Below are 17,534 nucleotides of genomic sequence, written 5' to 3' on the forward strand. Positions count from 1 at the left end.
GTAAACGAAGCTTGCAGTAACTTTTTTCATGAGCGCTTGATTTTTTGCTTACTTTTTTATCAAGAAAAAAGTAACAACAAAAATTCATTTTCTACTAATTGAGTCAACGCAAACCAAAAAGTTGCTAAATATAATCGAAGAAAAACCACAGTCGTGAACGGATACATATTTGGTATATTATAAGTATGATGACAGCCGATAAGAAATTAGGCACTTTCAGTAAAAGGTTCACATAATGCATTAGGAAAGACCGATAATACTTCGACAAATTGGGCATTTTGCTTCCATCCAGCCCTCTCCTTCCGACATGACAGAATTTACCATGCAAGATAGGTGTATATACTTGGGGCTTGTTGGCTTGCTACAACAGCGCAAGGTACGCCAATCATCACCTGTTTCATCGAGGCATATTAAACACCTGTTGTCTGGATTTATTGCTGATGTGCCTGGCTCAGGGCCATTGCTTGTCTCTGTTACTATTCTTATTTTACGTTCACATTGTTCTCTTGTTATAGTTGAAGTTGGGCCTTGTGGTTCTATTTGGCTTGATAGACTTGCGACCTGTTGTCTTGCTTGTTCTAGTGTTTCTCGTTGTTCCTGGAGTAATTCTTCTATGCTGCGCTCTAGTGTATTTTGGTCTCTTTCTAGTTGTTCTCGTGTTTCTCTTTGTGTCTCGCGTAATTCTTCTATGCTGTGCCCTAGTGTATTTTGATCTATTTCTAGTTGTGCTACGTTTTTCTTAAGTTCTTGTATGTTTATTTCTCCTTTATGTAGTTCTTCCATTAGCTTCTCAAGTTCCTTGTTTTGCTTTTTGTTTGACCTTTCTTGTATTGCTTCTAGTTTTCGTATTTCTTTTTGTATTTTCTTAGTGCTTTCGCTGCTTTTTTGTACTCGCTCTTGTAGCTCTTGCTCCATTTTTTTTCTTTTTTCTCTTGCTCTTTTTATACTTGCGGTTTGTAATTTTTCTTCCTCTATTAGCTTGTCTAATTTGTTTTTTTCTCTTGAAGAAAGAAAAGGCCAACAACTGATACTAAAAAATATAGTAGCAAATGGGAAAATAGACTGTTTGCTATTGCTTAATAGATATTTTTTTGCTTTGTGTATAAGGGATGTATAGGGTATTTTCATCTTCTTATTTTGTTTGATAGGTAGATGCTGATTATTAAATCAATTTGACTTGGTTCCGTTCACCTAATGGCGTCAAATTAAGTAATTTTTTATTTGATTATAAATGTTTTTCTCTTACTTTTTTCTTGATAAAAAAGTAAGCAAAAAATCAAGCCCTGTGCAAAAAACTGCTGCAAGCTCAGCTTACAGCTGGAAAAACAGAACTCGCCCGCTACGCGGGCTTCAAACAAAACTGTTTTTCTTTTCAACTATAAGCTGAGCTTTCTGATCGCAGCTTTTTACAAGGGGCGTTTTTATATATCATTGTATCTAATAATCAATTAAATATATATCTTAAGTTGACGCCATTGTCCGTTCACTACTATCGCTTATGCTAGAAAAAAAACGCGCCCTTTGAAAAAAGTACGATCAGAAAGCCGAGCTTACAGATCAAAAGAAAAACAGTTGCCGGGATGGCTTGCAGAGAGGTTCCTGTTTTTCCAGCTGTAAACTAAGCTTACAGTAACTTTTTTCATCAGCGCTTGATTTTTGGGCTACTTTTTGATCAAGCAAAAAGTAGCTTTAAACAATTCATTTTTTAACAGTGTCAGGAACAGATACGTTGACTTAGCTTAACCCTATTAACTTTTCTACTGTTTCATATGCTGGTGAAAAACTCACAACACATTCTGACTTAGCTGTTTGAATCCATTGATCAATAGCTTCTTTTTTTTTCTGTTGCAATAAATAATCATGGATCTTTTCATAATCCTGTGTAAGATTCATTGGATGGGCCTCTACCTTTTGCTTGAGATAAAATAACCGCCAAGCTGGTTGATAGGCCCCAGCCATATAGTGGGGTTGACTGACTCCACCTACTTCAAGTGCATCAATTGCAAAAAATAGATCTGGATCCAAAGACTCTACAGGGATTAGTTGGCCAGGTAATACCTCCCCTTGCTGGTTATGCCTAATCACCCCTCCTCTGGCAACTGTTTCCTTATCTTCTGAATATTGCTGTACAGCTGCTTCAAAAGTCAATGTTCCTGTAATGATTTTTGTTCTAATCTTGTTTAATTCAACTTGAGCTAAACTAATTTCTTCTTCTGTTGGTGCCAAAACTTTCAGTATATGGCGTGTATTATACTGATCTTTATTACGCCCTGTTAATTGTATAAGATGCCATCCAAATTCAGAAGCTATAGGATCACTTATTTCCCCAATCTTAAGTGCAAGCGCAGCTGATTCATAAGCTGGCGCTAATACACCTAAACGCACCCAGCCAATTTCACCCCCCTTAACAGCAGAATGGATATCATCTGAATGTTCCTTAGCCGATTCAGCAAAAGTAACCAGGCCATTTAGAACGGATTGTTTTATACTCAGCAGTTTGCTCTTAACGGCTGCCTCTCTTGCTGGATTTACCTTAGGATAAACCACTAATTCACATACCTTAACAGAAGCAGGATAGTAAGGTCGATTATGTAGGGGCAATGCATTAAAATAAGCTTTTACATCTGCTGGCGTAACTACTACATTTTCTGTAAGGTGCTGATGTACCCATGAGACCAAATACTCTGATTTGACCCTCTGCTTTACACTTTTCTTAATATCGTAAATAGATTGATGGGCAACTTGAACAAGCTTTTCCTCCGAACCAAAACGCTGTACCAAATTAGCGATTCTATCATCACATGCTCGTTCAATACTTGTTTTGGGTATTTTAACATCATGTAACTTAGCTTTTGCTAAAAAAATCTTATTTAAGACTAATTCTCGCAATACATACATTTTCATAGACTCATTAACTACCTTACCTTCTAAAGCCAGTTGTTTACATGCTTCTTCTAAATCAGAATGTAAAATCAGCTCTTTATTTACAGTAGCTATTACCTTGTCTAACAACAACTTATCACTTGCCCTGGTAGTAGGTAGCCAAACGCAAGTCAATATAATAAGATGGCTTATCAAGCTTTTATTTAATCTGGATAACACAGGTATGATTTTTTTTAGCATCTTCTAAAAGTTTACGTTTTATTTTGTTTATCAGCTCTAACCTCCTTTTATGTAGTATAATAGACTTGATCTGATCTTCTACTTCTTCTAAAGGGGCAATTTCTTGTGCTATTTTATATTGATTTATCTTTAAAAGATAGATGTGTTTTGGGCCCGCTACATGGATAAATTTATTTGTTTTTAACAATCTAGTTGTATGCACAAGTGGACGATAACCAAGTTTGGCCAAAACAGTTTCCCACGGAAACCATTTATTAGCATCCAAAATAGCCTTATGGGCATAAGGTTTGCAACGCTTTTTCAATTTTTTTAGGTCTGTATCTTTATTCGATAGCATAAGTGATTTTACAGCATTAATACAAGTAGCCTTTTTAGGCAGTGCCAAAAAAATGCCTCTGACGATATCATGATGCAGTATAAAGTCATTATGTTTGTACTTGTGGTAATAATCAACTATCTCTTCTGATGATACATGAGGATTTAGCTCAAGTTGAATAAGGTTTTCTAAAAAATGGTATGCGAGCAAGTCATTCTTGTAGTCATTGACCTTATCGTCGATAGCAGGTTGAATAGACTGGTAATTGCCTTGGGCCATAAGGAGCTGTTTACAAGCCCATTCTTCGACATATTCATTAATAAAAGAAGTTCTATCTTCAGGATGAATCGAAGAAAGGTCTATGGAGCGCAGATCTGATAGATATAAGTATTGCTGACCTACACGAGCAATAAAAGTACCTTTTTCTGGATGTTGTCTAGTTTTTTGATCACGAAAAGTGTGTACCAACCAGTAAGCAAAGATAGCTAGCAAGGTACAAGCAAAAAGCCTATTCAAACGAGATGTCCTCAAAATGAATCTATAAAAAAATGATACTGAAGTTTAATATTAAACTTTTTTCGCAATGCGTTTATGCTAAAGAATTGATAGAAAAACACAAAAGCAAAAGCGCAATCCAAATATACAGCATCTATGTAATACGTTCCCAACACAAGTACAAATTACCACCAGAGGTGGCGTTTCAAAAAAAGTGGACTGGTTACTAAAATGAATAGTAACCAGTATGAGACACTCTTTTCCAGTTGTTATGCCAGAGGGAAAAAATTATTTTTTCTTAACAGGCTTAGCTGGATGTGTAGATACTTTAGCAGCGGGTATTTGAGCTTTCGAGCCTACTACAGGAGGTTGAGTCTCTTTAGATACTACTGCTTTGAGCTTTTCCAAGACAAGTTCAGAAAGATCAAACGACTGCTCTGCAAAAAGTAGAACAGGCCCAACTTCTGTGTTTTTATTGAAAACAAAAGTATAAGCATGCTCCTGTGCAATCTTATAAATTACCGTTTGTATTTTGTCATGGAGTGGTTGCATAACTGTTTTATACTTGTCTTGCATTTTCGGATAATGTTGCTCTTGGAGTGCTCTCAATTCTGATTCTAATTTAGACATTTCTATGATTTTCTGTTTTTTTTGAGCTTCCGTAAAGGTATCTTGTTGCTGTTGAAAAGTTTCAGCTTTTTGTTGATACTCTTTAGCTTTTGTTTGCATCTGGTTCTCTAGTTGCTTTTGAAAGCTCTGAATTTCTGCAGTACTTTTTCTAGCTTCCGGTAAGTTTTCTAAAATAAAAACCATATCTACATAGCCAATTTTTAAACTTGGTGCTGCCTGTTGCAGTTTTTCCATAGTGTTAGACGAATGCTGGGCTTTTACACCAGTATACATAGAGAAAACAAATGCCAAGGCAGATAAAAATCTATAATTCATTACAGTAAAATTTTAACGTTTAATTATATTAATACAAAAGAGCTATTAGACATATAAAATATATAATACCTCTAGTTACCCCCCAACTAATAGACTTTTTCCGAAACGCTTATGTGTATCCTAATTTGGGAATTAATCCGCTAGTTAAATAGACACACATTAAAATACGCTAGCGCTTTGCATTGCGATCCATTGCTTCTATAATCCCTCATTACAAGCGAATTACGTAAAAAGTTTAATCCATCCCAACAAATAACGCATTTTACGAATAAATAGGATAAAGATCAAGTTAGCAAGTAAGCGAAAAAAGGATAAAGTGCCTTTTTTCCTATTTTTACGCAGAAAACTTCATTTAAAAAAGAGATTTTTTAATTTTTACTAAAAATCAATGAAGGTATAGTGCACTATTTTAGCCTACTTAATAGGGGATTTATTATTGGATTACCCTCCAAGCAGTTTTTCTCCTTTAACGATTGCTTGCTCAATATTGCCTACTAAATTAAAAGCCATTTCAGGTAGATGGTCTACGGCTCCATCAATAATCATATTGAATCCTTTAATAGTTTCTTCTATAGGCACACGCTCCCCTTTGATCCCTGTGAATCTTTCTGCAACATTAAATGGCTGAGATAGAAACCGCTCTACCTTTCTAGCACGGTAAACGGTCTGTATATCTTCTTCTGAAAGTTCATCCATACCCAAAATGGCTATAATATCCTGTAGTTCTTTATAGCGTTGTAGGGTTCTTTTTACTTTTTGAGCCGTATCATAATGCAAATTTCCTAATATCTCCGGATTTAATACCCTAGAGGAAGAAGCTAAAGGGTCTACTGCTGGGTAAATACCCAGTGCGGCTATTCTTCTAGATAGCACAGTGGTGGTATCTAAATGGGTAAAAGTAGTAGCAGGCGCAGGATCGGTTAAATCATCTGCTGGAACATAAACGGCTTGAACAGAGGTAATAGAACCATGTTTGACAGAGGTAATACGTTCTTGCATAGCACCCATCTCTGTGGCAAGGGTGGGTTGATAACCCACGGCAGAAGGTATACGCCCCAGTAAAGCAGAAATTTCTGCACCAGCTTGTGTGAAACGAAAAATATTGTCAATAAAAAAGAGGATATCTTTTCCTGCTTCTCCTTGGCCATGATCACGAAAGTACTCTGCAATAGAAAGACCAGTCAATGCTACACGTGCTCTGGCACCCGGAGATTCATTCATTTGACCAAATACCAATGCAGCTTGAGATTTTTTTAGCGCTTCATAATCTACCTTACTAAGGTCCCAATGACCTTGCTCCATAGCCTTTGTAAATGCTTCCCCATAATTAATTACCCCTGCCTCAATCATTTCTCTCAACAGGTCATTCCCTTCACGTGTGCGTTCGCCCACACCCGCAAATACAGAAAGACCATTATAGGATTTAGCAATATTATCAATCAGTTCCATAATCAAAACTGTTTTACCTACACCTGCACCACCAAACAACCCAATCTTACCACCTTTCACATAAGGTGCCAGTAGATCAATAACTTTGATACCAGTATAGAGTATTTCTGTTGTCGAAGAAAGTTGATCAAAAGGTGGTACAGCCCTATGGATAGATAACTTCTGGTCCGTTTCTGGCTCCGGCATGCCATCTATAGCAGCCCCTATAACATTAAAAAGACGGCCACGTACCGCATCACCTACAGGTACTTGAATAGGTGCACCTGTATCTACCACCTCTAGCCCTCGTGTTAAACCCTCTGTACCTTCCATAGCGATGGTTCGTACGCAATGCTCACCTAAGTGCTGTTGACACTCCAATACTACTACTTTGCCAGAAGGAGTTTGGATATGTAGTGCGTTTAATATACTGGGCAAGTTAGCTTCTTCACTAAAACGAACATCAATTACAGGACCTATAATTTGAATAATTTTTCCAGTATGGGACATTATTTTGTTATGAAAATAAGTGAAAGATATTTATCTTTCTCTTCAGGCTAGTTATAAAAAAGTATTTGTTAACAACATTAATAACATTGCTAAATAGGCTTTTCTTCTTTAGCACCTTAAATTTATAAAAAAGGATTGGATTTGCTATTAGCCGCCTTATAAAACCTACACCTATTTGTGATAAGCAATTTGTTACCGAACGCCTTTTTTACCACTGACTTAGCAAGGATATACCTAGTTTAGTTTAGTTTATTATAGCTTCTTTTTCTTGGTAATTTCAATGCTTTTAACATATTTGCTTTTACACCTAAACAAAAATCATATTTAGCCGATTCTCCTAGTGGATGCCATTGATAACTAAGCTGCCAGCAGTGTAGGTCGCGTTGAATCGAAATTTCTGTTGCAAATGGTTGAAATTTACCTTCAGTAAAATCATACGTGCTACGTAAGCCTACTTTCCATTTTTTAACCAAAGTAGTATCCCCATTAAAGGTTATATACTTATTCATAGTATATTGTTTGTCCCCATCCTTATACTTATACAGCTTTGTATATTGCCAATTAAATTCCAAACTAAAATTCCAAGGTATGTCAAAATCTATCTTGTGGTCCTTTATCTTATTGGTTAATTGGTCACTATCATTGAGTAGCGCTTTTTTTTTCTTTTTCTCCTCACTTAAATAGTGTGCACAATCTATATTGATCTTGAATTGTGCTTTTTTAACTTTTCCTAAATAGCCACCATGATGCCATGCCAAAACATTGATAGGTTCTTCTTTGATTTGGCCTGAATCTAAGCTTATAGTTTCAGATAGATAGGGATCAAAATTGACAGTTAAATCAAGACCTACCTTACCTATTTTCTCCATTTCTGCCTGGCTAGCAACATGAAAATGAAGCCCCTCTGTTAGATGACACTTCTCTGCTTTAAAATCATATTGCGTGTTAAAGTCTAAGTTTTTTAACAAAAAGATTTTGCGGCTGGTTGGCTTTTTTTCTTTCTCTTCTGGGTTTATTGCTTTTTTTACTTTTAATTCAACTGTATTATGTAGTTCAAACTTTAGAATAGAGGTAGCACGATTCGACAAATTTAAGCTTGGTCGTAGTCCTGCAAATGCATATTTTTTTTCTTTTTTGCCTTGGTCTTTTTCGACCTCTTCGAAGTAATTTTTAGAAAAATCAGGGGTATAGGTAAAGGAAAAAGTGGGTACTGTTTTAATGCGAAAGCCTTCGATCCAACTTCCTTCTTTAAAATAATGCGTGTGATATAGCGCAGTGTCTAATGCTGAACCGAAATCCCAGGCATACACCCTATTAAATCCCGGTACGCTTATAGGTCCTTTTGTGCCTTTTGGTAACCAATACCATGCTTCGCTGTAGTTGAGATGAGGTTTTAAGTTAATAAAATCAAACACTTTACATTGCATGCTAAGGGGAATGGTATGTTGCAGACCATTTTCTATGTAACCGTTCCATGGAGCAGTTGAAGGAATCTTTAAAGTGGATTTTTGGTCTGTTTGGCTACTATCTTTTTTTGCATTTTGAAAGTGATTTTCAAAATTTATAGTATGCTTTAATTGCACATTATGGAGCCAATGATTGGCACCTTTAAATTGAGCCTTTTTAAATGGATACCAAGAAGCACTACTCAACGTTCCTTCTGGCAAATGCCAATGTTTGAAATTGGAAAGAAAATTATGATTATATGCTGCTCGTAGCGTTAATCTGTAGGGAAGGCCTACCAATTGATCTTCGTAAGCTAAGCTACCAGAAGATTGGTTTTCCATGGCTTTGGTCAGTTGTTTATCGTCATGATCGAATGTTTTATAAGACCTGCTACGTAGGTCAACATTGGCGTTGAAACTTCTGGTTCCGTATGTTAGTGTTTTATGTTTCCATTTCAAAGACCATCCCTTCTCTTGCGCCTCAAAATTATGTGCATAATAAATACTTCCACTACATAGGTATCGTTTTTTGTAACGCAGCTCATTCTTAAGTTCTGCACTACCACTAGAGTAAATAGTACCTAACATAGAAATATCTACATAATCCTTGAAGTTTATATAGTATCCGCCATTGCGGAGATAAAATCCATTGTCCCCCTCCCCAATTTCTGGTGGAATAATACCATGTGTACGTTTGCCTTCCAGAAATAGCGTCCCAAAAAAACATCCTAATGGAGTGGGCGCATTATCAAAGTAAAAGCGAAAAGGCCCAGTAGTAATTTGCTTATCTTGCACCAGTTTAGCACGTTTCGTACGTATGTAAAAATGGGGGTCTGCTAGGCCACAAGTTGTAAAGATTATATCTTGAGCATAAAATGTTTCTTCATCATCTTTTTTTACCTGCTTACTTTTAATAATGGCATCTTCCTGTTTGGTCAGTAAATTATCTACTAGAGCTCGCTTAGTGTCGATATTATAGCGGATTTTTTCCATAAAGAAGATCCGTGTTTGCGTAGTACCAGCTTTTCCATATTTATTTTTGCTTACATCATTATAGATAAAAACAGGGTTCCCGATCGATTTATTATGTAGATCCTTAGTTCCTTTTGCACGTATAGTGTTGGTATTTAGGTGGAAAGAAAATAAATTTGCCGCTAGTTTCATCTGATCATAACTAACTGAACTATCACCATGTAGAGAGAGTATATTCTTTCTAGCATCAAAAACAATTGACTCTTTCGAATGATAATGAACAATATCTAACTTTTTCTCTCCTTCTTTTTTACTACGAGTTAGGATAGGAAGCCATTGAATGCTTTTATTAAAAATAAATGGTTGATTAAATTTAGCATCATATTGCTTTTTATTATTAAAGTAGCCATTGGGCAATATCCAGTTTTTATATGGATTGCTAAAAAGATTACTAACATAAGGGACACCATTAAAATAATGGGTTGCTTTAGAGAAAGTCGATACACCACTAAGCATAAATGGCATTAAAGCAACAATACGGAGGAAATAAGACCTAGTCACACAAACAAATTTTACTTTTACCTTTTTGGTATAAAGAAAGATAGACAATCCCAAATATAAAAGTATCTATTTGTTTTTCATATAGTAGTCTCTAACCAATAAGCATTATTATAGCTTCTATTACATCACGCATTACTGTTGCTTGACCCATATCAGTTTGCTTTTTTATCGTTTTCATATTCTATTAGTTTTTTATGAACCTTTTCAAATAAAGCGCTGAAAGTGGCTAAGTCATCAGGCTCGGATTTGTTTAATTGTATAATTTTATGGAGCCAATAATACCATTTAATATGAATTGGGGGTGTGTTAGTACTAAAACGCTGGTCTTCGCTTAAAATTTTCATTGCCTCTTTGTTACCAACTAACCAGGCAAAAGCATAAGGGGTTATGCCTACTGCAGGATTATGATCAACGTTTAGTCTTTCATGGTTAATTAGTTTTAGACACAACGATTCATTGAAATTTTTATTGAATATCAATGTATGTAGTGGAGTGTATAGCGTATTTACGCATGCATTAACATCAATATTATTATGCTCTAGCAATTTATTAATACCCTCTATGGGCCATTCTTCCGGCTTTCCTACTTCCGACTTTCCTACATGATATAGTGCGCAATGTAGTGCCGTACAACCATAGGAATCTTTGGCATTTACATCAATTTTAACTTTTAAATCTTCCGGTCCTTCCATAAACATCTCCCATATCTGTGGATGATACCAATGTACTAGATAATGAATTAAGGGTACTTCATATTTAGCATTAGTAGCTCCGATACTTCTGATAGCTCTGATATCAAATTCCAGTTTCTTTTGTTTTTGTGTCAATAGTATAGTTAATAAGTTCATTCTATGAATCTGTATCGCTCTATACATGGGAGGCAAACCTCTACCTAATAGGTTAGGGTCAATATCTTCTCTTTCCAGTAACATACGAAATACCCCTTCGTCATTATGCATTATGGCTCTATGAATAGGGGCTAATCCACTTGCATCTAATAAATTAACGTTAATATCCGCTTTTTTCAGTAACATTTTTAATAGTATTATATTGCTATGAAATACTGCTGCATGTATAGGAGCATTACAGTATTTATCTTTTTTATTAACATCACATAGGGGATGGTCAAGCAATTCTCGGATACGGGCTACATCACTAGCTGCTCGAATAGTCGTTTGTGCTTCTTTAGTTAACAAACTTGCTATTATTAGAGTTAGGTATGTCTCTAGTTTAGCTTTCTCTTTAGATGCAAGAAGCATATTGCTGTTTCTGAAAAAATTAAAATAATCGCGGAGTGCTGTTATATCACCCTTCTCATATACTTCTATAAAGAGTCTCTCTTGTTCGGCAGCTATCTGGCACTTTTTCTCCCGTTTTTTCGATAGCTTTTTTTTCTTTTGCTCCGATCTTTTCCGAGTTTCTTCTGCGTTTACACCAACGAGTAAGTTATTTTCCTCATCGTTTTCTCCATCCATATAGTCTCTACTATTACTAGTATATTTAGTACAAGCAATAGTACAAAATAGGCGTACAATAAGCACTAGAGAGGCCGCTGATTTTAAACAAGGCCACTCAACAGGTAAGATAAATCTGATAGCCATGATGATTCTGGTTTAATTAATTTGTATTTTAAATACTAGGGATTACTAAGTTCATGAAAAAATAAAAAATCCTATAAAAGGATTGACTTTTTTTAAAAACTTCTATATACAATTTTTTTTTAAAAAAACAATAGTTTGAGAAAAAATTTTGGATAAAAAGAACAAATAATAGTTATAGCTCACATTCTTTATCTCTATTACAGATTTTAAGGAATTAGCTTTTTGTCCAATTTTTGGCAGACTGGCTTGGCTTAAGCTAGAGCCAATTATAGCATCTATTCAAGCCCCCTTTTGTACAAAAAATATCTTAAAATAGATTGATTATTAGTTCTTTTTAATTGTTTTTCTATCTCTTTTTTGCTAGATTCATAAATGAACACACAATGAATAGCTAGCTTTCATTACCGTTCATTATTAAGAGGAAAAAGGCACCTTGCTAAACAGCAACCCAAGCAGGTAAAGTAGCATGCATAGCCCATATTATATGGATTATCCATTAGCCTAGCTCACAGCTGCTTGGTAGTGATTATATGGCATACATTAGTTAAACAATCAATACTTATGAAAACAAAAAAAACATATACCCGTTACAGGGTAGGTCTATTCATCGGCTTATTTAGCTTCCATACATTAGCTTCTTGTGTTAATAAAGGAGGGCAATTAGGAATGGGTTGCTGCGAGTCAAAGGAAGAAAAGCAAAAAAAGCAACTAAAGCAGGAAATAAAGCAAGCGCAGGAAGCAAAGCCACTTAATCATCGGACTCCGAATGAGGATCTAAAGTATAATCTCGCTAAAGAGCCTTGGTATAAATCAAAACTAGGTATTGGGAGTTTCCTAATGGGAGTTACGCTATTTACAGCTGGAGGTATAACATGGTATAAACTAGCAGAATCTAGTTCAGGATCTAGTGCTATAGCAGGCACAATGAACAATCGAACCCTATATAACAACGGAACCAAAGTTCCAACCGATAGCAATCGTATTATAATGTGTAACCAGAGCCCAAAAAAGTATTTGGACACAAACACTATACCGCGACCAAGGGTCAACATTACAATCAATTCGACTGCTATAGATAAGGTTCGGAAGGCTAATTTCTCGAAGGAAAGCATAGAAGAATTTTTGCGTACTTCAGCTATAGATGTAAGTGATGAAACCGGGCGCACCCTACTAATGTATGCGGCAGAAGATGGAAACGTAGAGGCTTTGAAACTCCTAAAAAATGCAGGGGCGGATTTGGATGCAACAGATGAAGGTGAGAACACAGCTTCAATACTTGCATCATTTGGAGGTAACGAAGAAAATGTTCAGTTTTTTATAGACAACTGCGCAAATCCCTTTATAAAAAACCGTGCCAATAGTACCGCAAAACAGGTTGCAGAATTTCGTAAATATTTATCTATTGCAAAAATGTGGGAAAAAGCAGAGCAACAGTGGGTGGTCCAACACCATAATCACAAACGTGAGGCTAGTAACGCATACACTATACCAAAGTTGAACGAAGCGGAGAAAATATTCGAGAGAGCTCAGAAAAAGTTCGGCACGTCACCATACAAAAAATCCAGGCAGCGCAAAAAATGAGACTAGGTAGTATCGATTACTAAACTAAACATTGTCGATACTTTTGCAAAGAATATATGAAAATATAATATTATATTGATTACTAGTTTTTTATTGTGCTTTTATCTTTTTTTTGTTATATTAAAAAAATGAACACACGATGAATAGCTAGCTTTCATTACCGTTCATTATTAAGGGGAAGGGGTACCTTGCTAATATAGCAACCTAAGCAGGTGAAGTAATCTGGATAGCCCATATTATATGGGTTATCCATTACCGTAGCTCACAGCTGCTTGGTAGTGATTATATGGCATACATTAGTTAAACAATCAATACTTATGAAAACAAAAAAAACATATACCCGTTACAGGGTAGGTCTGTTCATCGGCTTATTTAGCTTACATACCTTATCTTCTTGTGTCAATACAGGGAGAGCATTAGGTATGGGTTGCTTCGAGTCAAAGGGAACAAAGCAAAAAGTAAAGGCTTTTTATAGAGACATCGAACAAAAGCAGGCAGGAAAACCGCTTCATGATCAGTCTACTAGTGAGGATCTCACTTTTAATTTCGCTACAGCTCCCTGGTATACATCAAAACGATTTATTGGGAGTTTAGTAGTGTTGGTAGTAGTAGGTGTAGGCACTATTGGAGCTACAGCGTATCTATTAGGAACTAACCCTGTGGTAATACAAAACGACAACTTTATAGGCAATCTAACGACAGCTATAGAAAATACCACAGTAACAACACCAGAAAATGTGTCAAACAGCATAACATCTACTACAGCTTCTGTATGCTCAGGCTTATTGCATATAGCAAATATGACAGGTTTAAGCTTACTATGGAACCGCAATAGCTCGAATAATAATTGTGCTAATCCTTCAGGATTCAGACAAGTCACCTCTATAACACCTGTACCAAAGCACCTCGAAGAATTACTTACTAAGTGGCAGGCTGCTAATTGTGTTAAAGATCCTATGGTTTTAGATGAAGAGATCAGACGTGACCTTATGGAGCATAACGATGATAAAGCCAGGCTAAAATATTGGGTTACTGAAAAAGGTTTAAGTATCAACGCAAGGGATCAAGTAGGGACGCCTCTATTAATGCGCTTGATGTACAGTAGAGGAGACGGTGATCAATCTGATTTACAATTCGCAATAGATCAAAACCTTGATTTGAATATGCAAGATTGCAATGGCGATACAGTATTACACAAAGAGATATTACCATGTCATGACGATAAGGTTATTTTCTTATTAAACAATGGGGCAAACCCCGTGATAGAAAATAAGAGGAAGCATACGCCACTATCCTATGTAAAAAAATTTTGTGATGAGTTTATTATAGAAAAAGTAACAGAAGCAGCAGAAAAATGGGTTTCGGCGCATCCTAAGCAGAAACGTGAAATTAGCTACCCGTTTATTGCACCAACCTCAGCTGCATACAAGAAAAATTTTAAGCAAACTCAGAAAAAGTTCGGCACGCGACCATACAAAAAATCCAGACAACGCAAAAAGTAAGACGCGAAATAAGTATAAGTGTCTACTAGAAGCGCTTAAACAAGCATTCATATTTTTTTAAGCTAGCTACCATTAGGTATTAAAGCAAAAATTTCCATAGTATTTCAAATATCTATTTAAATGTATTGATTTTTATTGCATTATGTTTGCATTTCTTTTTTTTTTTTTGTTAATTATATGAGTGAGAAGTAAGTAAATATTTAGTCTCCATTACTGCTCATCAAAAGGAAAAAAGGGCCTTGGTTAGAACATTAAGTAGGCTTGGTAATATAGATGATTCATACGTTAAACTATTCATTGCCTATCTCAGGCCTGCTTAGTAGTGTTTGTAGCACATACAGTTAAACAATCAATACTATGAAAACAAAAAAAACATACACACGTTCCAGGATAAGCTTATTTATAGGCTTATTAAGTTTCCATACCTTATCTTCTTGTGTCAATACAGGACGACAGTTAGGAATGGATTGCTTCAAGTCAAAAGAAAAAAAGCAAAAAAAGAAAAGAATAGAGGCCTTTTATAGGGACATCAAACAAACGCAGCAAGCAAATCTACTCAATCATCAGCCCCCTAATGAGGATCTAAAGTTTAATCTCGTTAAAGAGCCTTGGTATAAATCAAAACTAGGTATTATTGCTTCAGTGCTGGGAACAACCACTTGCCTGTCTTTAATTGGAACTAGTATTTATTTATATATATATAATTGGTCATCAGAAACTAACCCTGTTCTAGAGGAAGGTCTGATGAGAAACTACATCGGTAATGGAACGACAACAGAAGTAATGAATAATGTAAGCACAACCGTAAGCTCTATAGTAAACACTATAAAAGATGTAGTAGCTCCTGGAATAGTCGTATTAATGAATGGAACGGCTATAGTAGCAGGTGCAAACGAACTTGCAAATCTAAACAATTCGAATGTAAGTGATAATAGAAGTGCTGTAACGCCTCCAGAAATCGCTATTGATAAATTCGGTAAATTATATGAAGGGAATGTGTCAATAGATTGTAGTCCATTTAAGATTGATGATCCGACTGCTATAACTCAAGAAATTATAGATTACCTGGAGGAAAAAAGCTATTTACCAGAGGCCATCCAATGTCTACTTGATGCAGGTTTACATAAAGATGCGAAAGATCTAAGTAATAATACGCTATTGATGAGAACAACAAAAATTAACAATTATAAAGCTGTTAAGTTTTTAGTTTCTGTAGGGGCAGATCAAAATTTAAAGAACATGGGCGGAAATACAGCAATAATGTATGCAGATTTATCTAATGATGAAGGCAAAAAAATTGCTAATTATCTTGGGTCAAGAAATGACACAAATTTGTGCATAAAAAATAACAATGCTCAATCACTTAAAGATAAAGAGGATATAAAATTATTCCAGAAGAATATACAAGAAAAAATAAAAAAATGTATATAGCACGAATCAATATTATTATTTTCTTAATTTAAGTAGCTGTTTAGCAAGTAGTTCTGGTTTATTTATTGATTTATTTCTTCAAATCAATCGTAAACGTAAATAAGACACTTATATGATATTTTTTTGTTGATGAAGAAGCTTCCAAAAGCCAAGCTTTGGGTAGATAGCTTTAGAAAGCAGACTTTAAAGTTGTAAAACAGGACTTGCCCGTTTTAAGTAGCTCAAGCATAGTGTTTCTCTATTTCAGCTTTAGGGTGTACTTTCTAACTGCAATTACTACTTACAAAAGGAGGTTTTTTCTTTTAACGTTAGGCTTAAGTAGGTTAAAAAAATATAAATAGCATCGGCTATTTATTGAAATAATACTACTGAGTCTTTATTAATTAGTACTATCACTATTAAACATTTTGAATATGAAACAAAAATATCTAAAATATAACTCCAAATTATTCATTATGCTATTCGGGTTAAACACCCTGTCTTCTTGTATAAATACAAGCTCAGCATTACGTATGGGTGGTGAGAATAGTAAAACTTTTAAACAAGTTGTAAAAGAAAGTGGAAAGGATATTGTAAAAGAAGTAGGTAAAGCAGCAATATATAGTGCTGTTGGTGGTGCTATTGGTTATTATGCTGGCTCAAGTGAGCCAAGCAGTAATTATTCTTCACATAATCAATCAGCCCGAGGAAGTTTTCCTGATATGGGTGACCCGTTTAGAAAAAAAATCTAAAATAATTGTGTCCGTTCACGACTGTGGCAGAAAACAGTGTTTTTTATAGTTGTGTACTAATAAAATTTGGAACAAGTATTCAGCGATTGAGCTAAAAAATTGTTCTATAATGATACCGAAAACATGCCGAAAATCAAATTTTATCCACAGTAGTGAACAGACATAAATAATTCTACTTACCTGATAAGTCATTATATAATAAATATTTATGTAGATCATGAGAAAAAACAATATACAACATAGGTCTAGTTTACTTATTGGGCTACTCAGCCTAATTAGCTTATCTGCTTGTGTAAATACAATGAAAAGCCTACGTATGGATAATACTCCTATTTCAGAAGAAGGGAAAGAGCACAGTCATAGTTCGCAAAGCGATATAAGACAAAGGATAAATATAGATCATACTTCTAATAGGCAAGAAGAAGATGTACATAGTAGGAATTTTTTACCAACAGCAAGCAACTTCAGTAGAGTCAGTAGAGTCAGTAGAGTACGAACTATGCTTAGGTCAATAATATTTGCGATAGAACCAGAATCACTGTTACAGGCAGCAGGATATGTGTTTATAGGCTACAACATAGGATACAGTCTGGGTGCCGCTAGGAACTACATTCCAGAATTATTCACTGACCAGAATCATTCACTCATTTACCCTGAGTCTAAAATTCAGCTACAAGATGCCCTATGAGGCATCTTGTAAATAATGCTTATTTGCCAATGTCGTAAACAGAAAATAGTCTCAATTGAAATAATCAGGTGATTAAGAAAGTTATTTTAAAAATAATTTCATTTTCACTTATCTATTCAGCACTATGGTGGAGCTGCTTATAAAGCGCTCCTTGTAAAAAGTTACGGTATCTGTTCGTGACACTGTTAAAAAATAAATTTTTTAA

The 17,534-nt window shown here is 35.3% G+C and carries 12 protein-coding genes; 5 read left to right on the plus strand and 7 right to left on the minus strand.

Annotated features, from left to right (window positions below; all coding sequences use genetic code 11):
• Positions 1 to 240 precede the first annotated feature (240 nt).
• The 7 genes from MUW73_RS02560 to MUW73_RS02590 all read right to left on the minus strand — a co-directional run bounded on the left by MUW73_RS02560 (position 241) and on the right by MUW73_RS02590 (position 11,396).
• Positions 241 to 1,128: a hypothetical protein gene (locus MUW73_RS02560; RefSeq protein ID WP_243018511.1), complete on the minus strand. Its 888-nt coding sequence runs from the start codon at positions 1,126 to 1,128 to the stop codon at positions 241 to 243.
• Between the two features lie 606 nt (positions 1,129 to 1,734).
• Positions 1,735 to 3,102, minus strand: a complete 1,368-nt coding sequence (locus tag MUW73_RS02565) for a peptidylprolyl isomerase (protein WP_243575225.1) — start codon at positions 3,100 to 3,102, stop codon at positions 1,735 to 1,737.
• Positions 3,083 to 3,970, minus strand: coding sequence for a hypothetical protein (locus tag MUW73_RS02570; RefSeq protein WP_243018143.1), 888 nt, complete (start codon positions 3,968 to 3,970; stop codon positions 3,083 to 3,085). Before MUW73_RS02570 ends, MUW73_RS02565 begins: the two co-directional genes overlap by 20 nt.
• A 252-nt stretch (positions 3,971 to 4,222) precedes the next feature.
• Positions 4,223 to 4,879, minus strand: coding sequence for an OmpH family outer membrane protein (locus MUW73_RS02575; RefSeq protein ID WP_243018142.1), 657 nt, complete (start codon positions 4,877 to 4,879; stop codon positions 4,223 to 4,225).
• Positions 4,880 to 5,320: 441 nt separating this feature from the next.
• Positions 5,321 to 6,817 carry a F0F1 ATP synthase subunit beta gene (gene atpD / locus MUW73_RS02580; RefSeq protein ID WP_243018141.1) on the minus strand — a complete coding sequence of 499 codons (1,497 nt, stop codon included), beginning with the start codon at positions 6,815 to 6,817 and terminating at the stop codon, positions 5,321 to 5,323.
• Between the two features lie 239 nt (positions 6,818 to 7,056).
• Positions 7,057 to 9,750 (minus strand): putative LPS assembly protein LptD, encoded by a 2,694-nt coding sequence (locus tag MUW73_RS02585; protein WP_243575226.1) that lies wholly within the window; start codon positions 9,748 to 9,750, stop codon positions 7,057 to 7,059.
• Between the two features lie 197 nt (positions 9,751 to 9,947).
• Positions 9,948 to 11,396 (minus strand): ankyrin repeat domain-containing protein, encoded by a 1,449-nt coding sequence (locus MUW73_RS02590; RefSeq protein ID WP_243018139.1) that lies wholly within the window; start codon positions 11,394 to 11,396, stop codon positions 9,948 to 9,950.
• Between the two features lie 561 nt (positions 11,397 to 11,957).
• Here MUW73_RS02590 and MUW73_RS02595 point away from each other — a divergent pair.
• The 5 genes from MUW73_RS02595 (at position 11,958) to MUW73_RS02615 (ending at position 17,329) form a co-directional block, all read left to right on the plus strand.
• Entirely contained in the window at positions 11,958 to 12,977 is a 1,020-nt protein-coding gene (locus tag MUW73_RS02595) for an ankyrin repeat domain-containing protein (protein ID WP_243018138.1), read from the plus strand.
• Positions 12,978 to 13,294: 317 nt separating this feature from the next.
• Positions 13,295 to 14,479: an ankyrin repeat domain-containing protein gene (locus MUW73_RS02600; protein ID WP_243018137.1), complete on the plus strand. Its 1,185-nt coding sequence runs from the start codon at positions 13,295 to 13,297 to the stop codon at positions 14,477 to 14,479.
• 357 nt (positions 14,480 to 14,836) lie between these two features.
• Entirely contained in the window at positions 14,837 to 15,910 is a 1,074-nt protein-coding gene (locus MUW73_RS02605) for an ankyrin repeat domain-containing protein (protein ID WP_243018136.1), read from the plus strand.
• Positions 15,911 to 16,323: 413 nt separating this feature from the next.
• Entirely contained in the window at positions 16,324 to 16,641 is a 318-nt protein-coding gene (locus MUW73_RS02610; RefSeq protein ID WP_243018135.1) for a hypothetical protein, read from the plus strand.
• Between the two features lie 217 nt (positions 16,642 to 16,858).
• Complete coding sequence (locus MUW73_RS02615; protein WP_243018134.1) at positions 16,859 to 17,329, plus strand: hypothetical protein; 471 nt, start codon at positions 16,859 to 16,861, stop codon at positions 17,327 to 17,329.
• Positions 17,330 to 17,534: the final 205 nt, after the last annotated feature.

The sequence above is a fragment of the Candidatus Cardinium sp. cByotN1 genome, assembly GCF_022810525.1.
GTDB lineage: Bacteria > Bacteroidota > Bacteroidia > Cytophagales > Amoebophilaceae > Cardinium.

Excerpts from the sequence above, each read along its gene's own strand:
- MUW73_RS02575 (WP_243018142.1), bottom strand. The coding sequence starts at position 4,879 with ATGAATTATAGATTTTTATCTGCCTTGGCATTTGTTTTCTCTATGTAT.
- MUW73_RS02595 (WP_243018138.1), top strand. The coding sequence starts at position 11,958 with ATGAAAACAAAAAAAACATATACCCGTTACAGGGTAGGTCTATTCATC.
- MUW73_RS02615 (WP_243018134.1), top strand. The coding sequence starts at position 16,859 with ATGAGAAAAAACAATATACAACATAGGTCTAGTTTACTTATTGGGCTA.
- MUW73_RS02560 (WP_243018511.1), bottom strand. The coding sequence starts at position 1,128 with ATGAAAATACCCTATACATCCCTTATACACAAAGCAAAAAAATATCTA.
- MUW73_RS02610 (WP_243018135.1), top strand. The coding sequence starts at position 16,324 with ATGAAACAAAAATATCTAAAATATAACTCCAAATTATTCATTATGCTA.
- MUW73_RS02585 (WP_243575226.1), bottom strand. The coding sequence starts at position 9,750 with ATGCTTAGTGGTGTATCGACTTTCTCTAAAGCAACCCATTATTTTAAT.
- MUW73_RS02600 (WP_243018137.1), top strand. The coding sequence starts at position 13,295 with ATGAAAACAAAAAAAACATATACCCGTTACAGGGTAGGTCTGTTCATC.
- MUW73_RS02590 (WP_243018139.1), bottom strand. The coding sequence starts at position 11,396 with ATGGCTATCAGATTTATCTTACCTGTTGAGTGGCCTTGTTTAAAATCA.
- MUW73_RS02605 (WP_243018136.1), top strand. The coding sequence starts at position 14,837 with ATGAAAACAAAAAAAACATACACACGTTCCAGGATAAGCTTATTTATA.
- atpD (WP_243018141.1), bottom strand. The coding sequence starts at position 6,817 with ATGTCCCATACTGGAAAAATTATTCAAATTATAGGTCCTGTAATTGAT.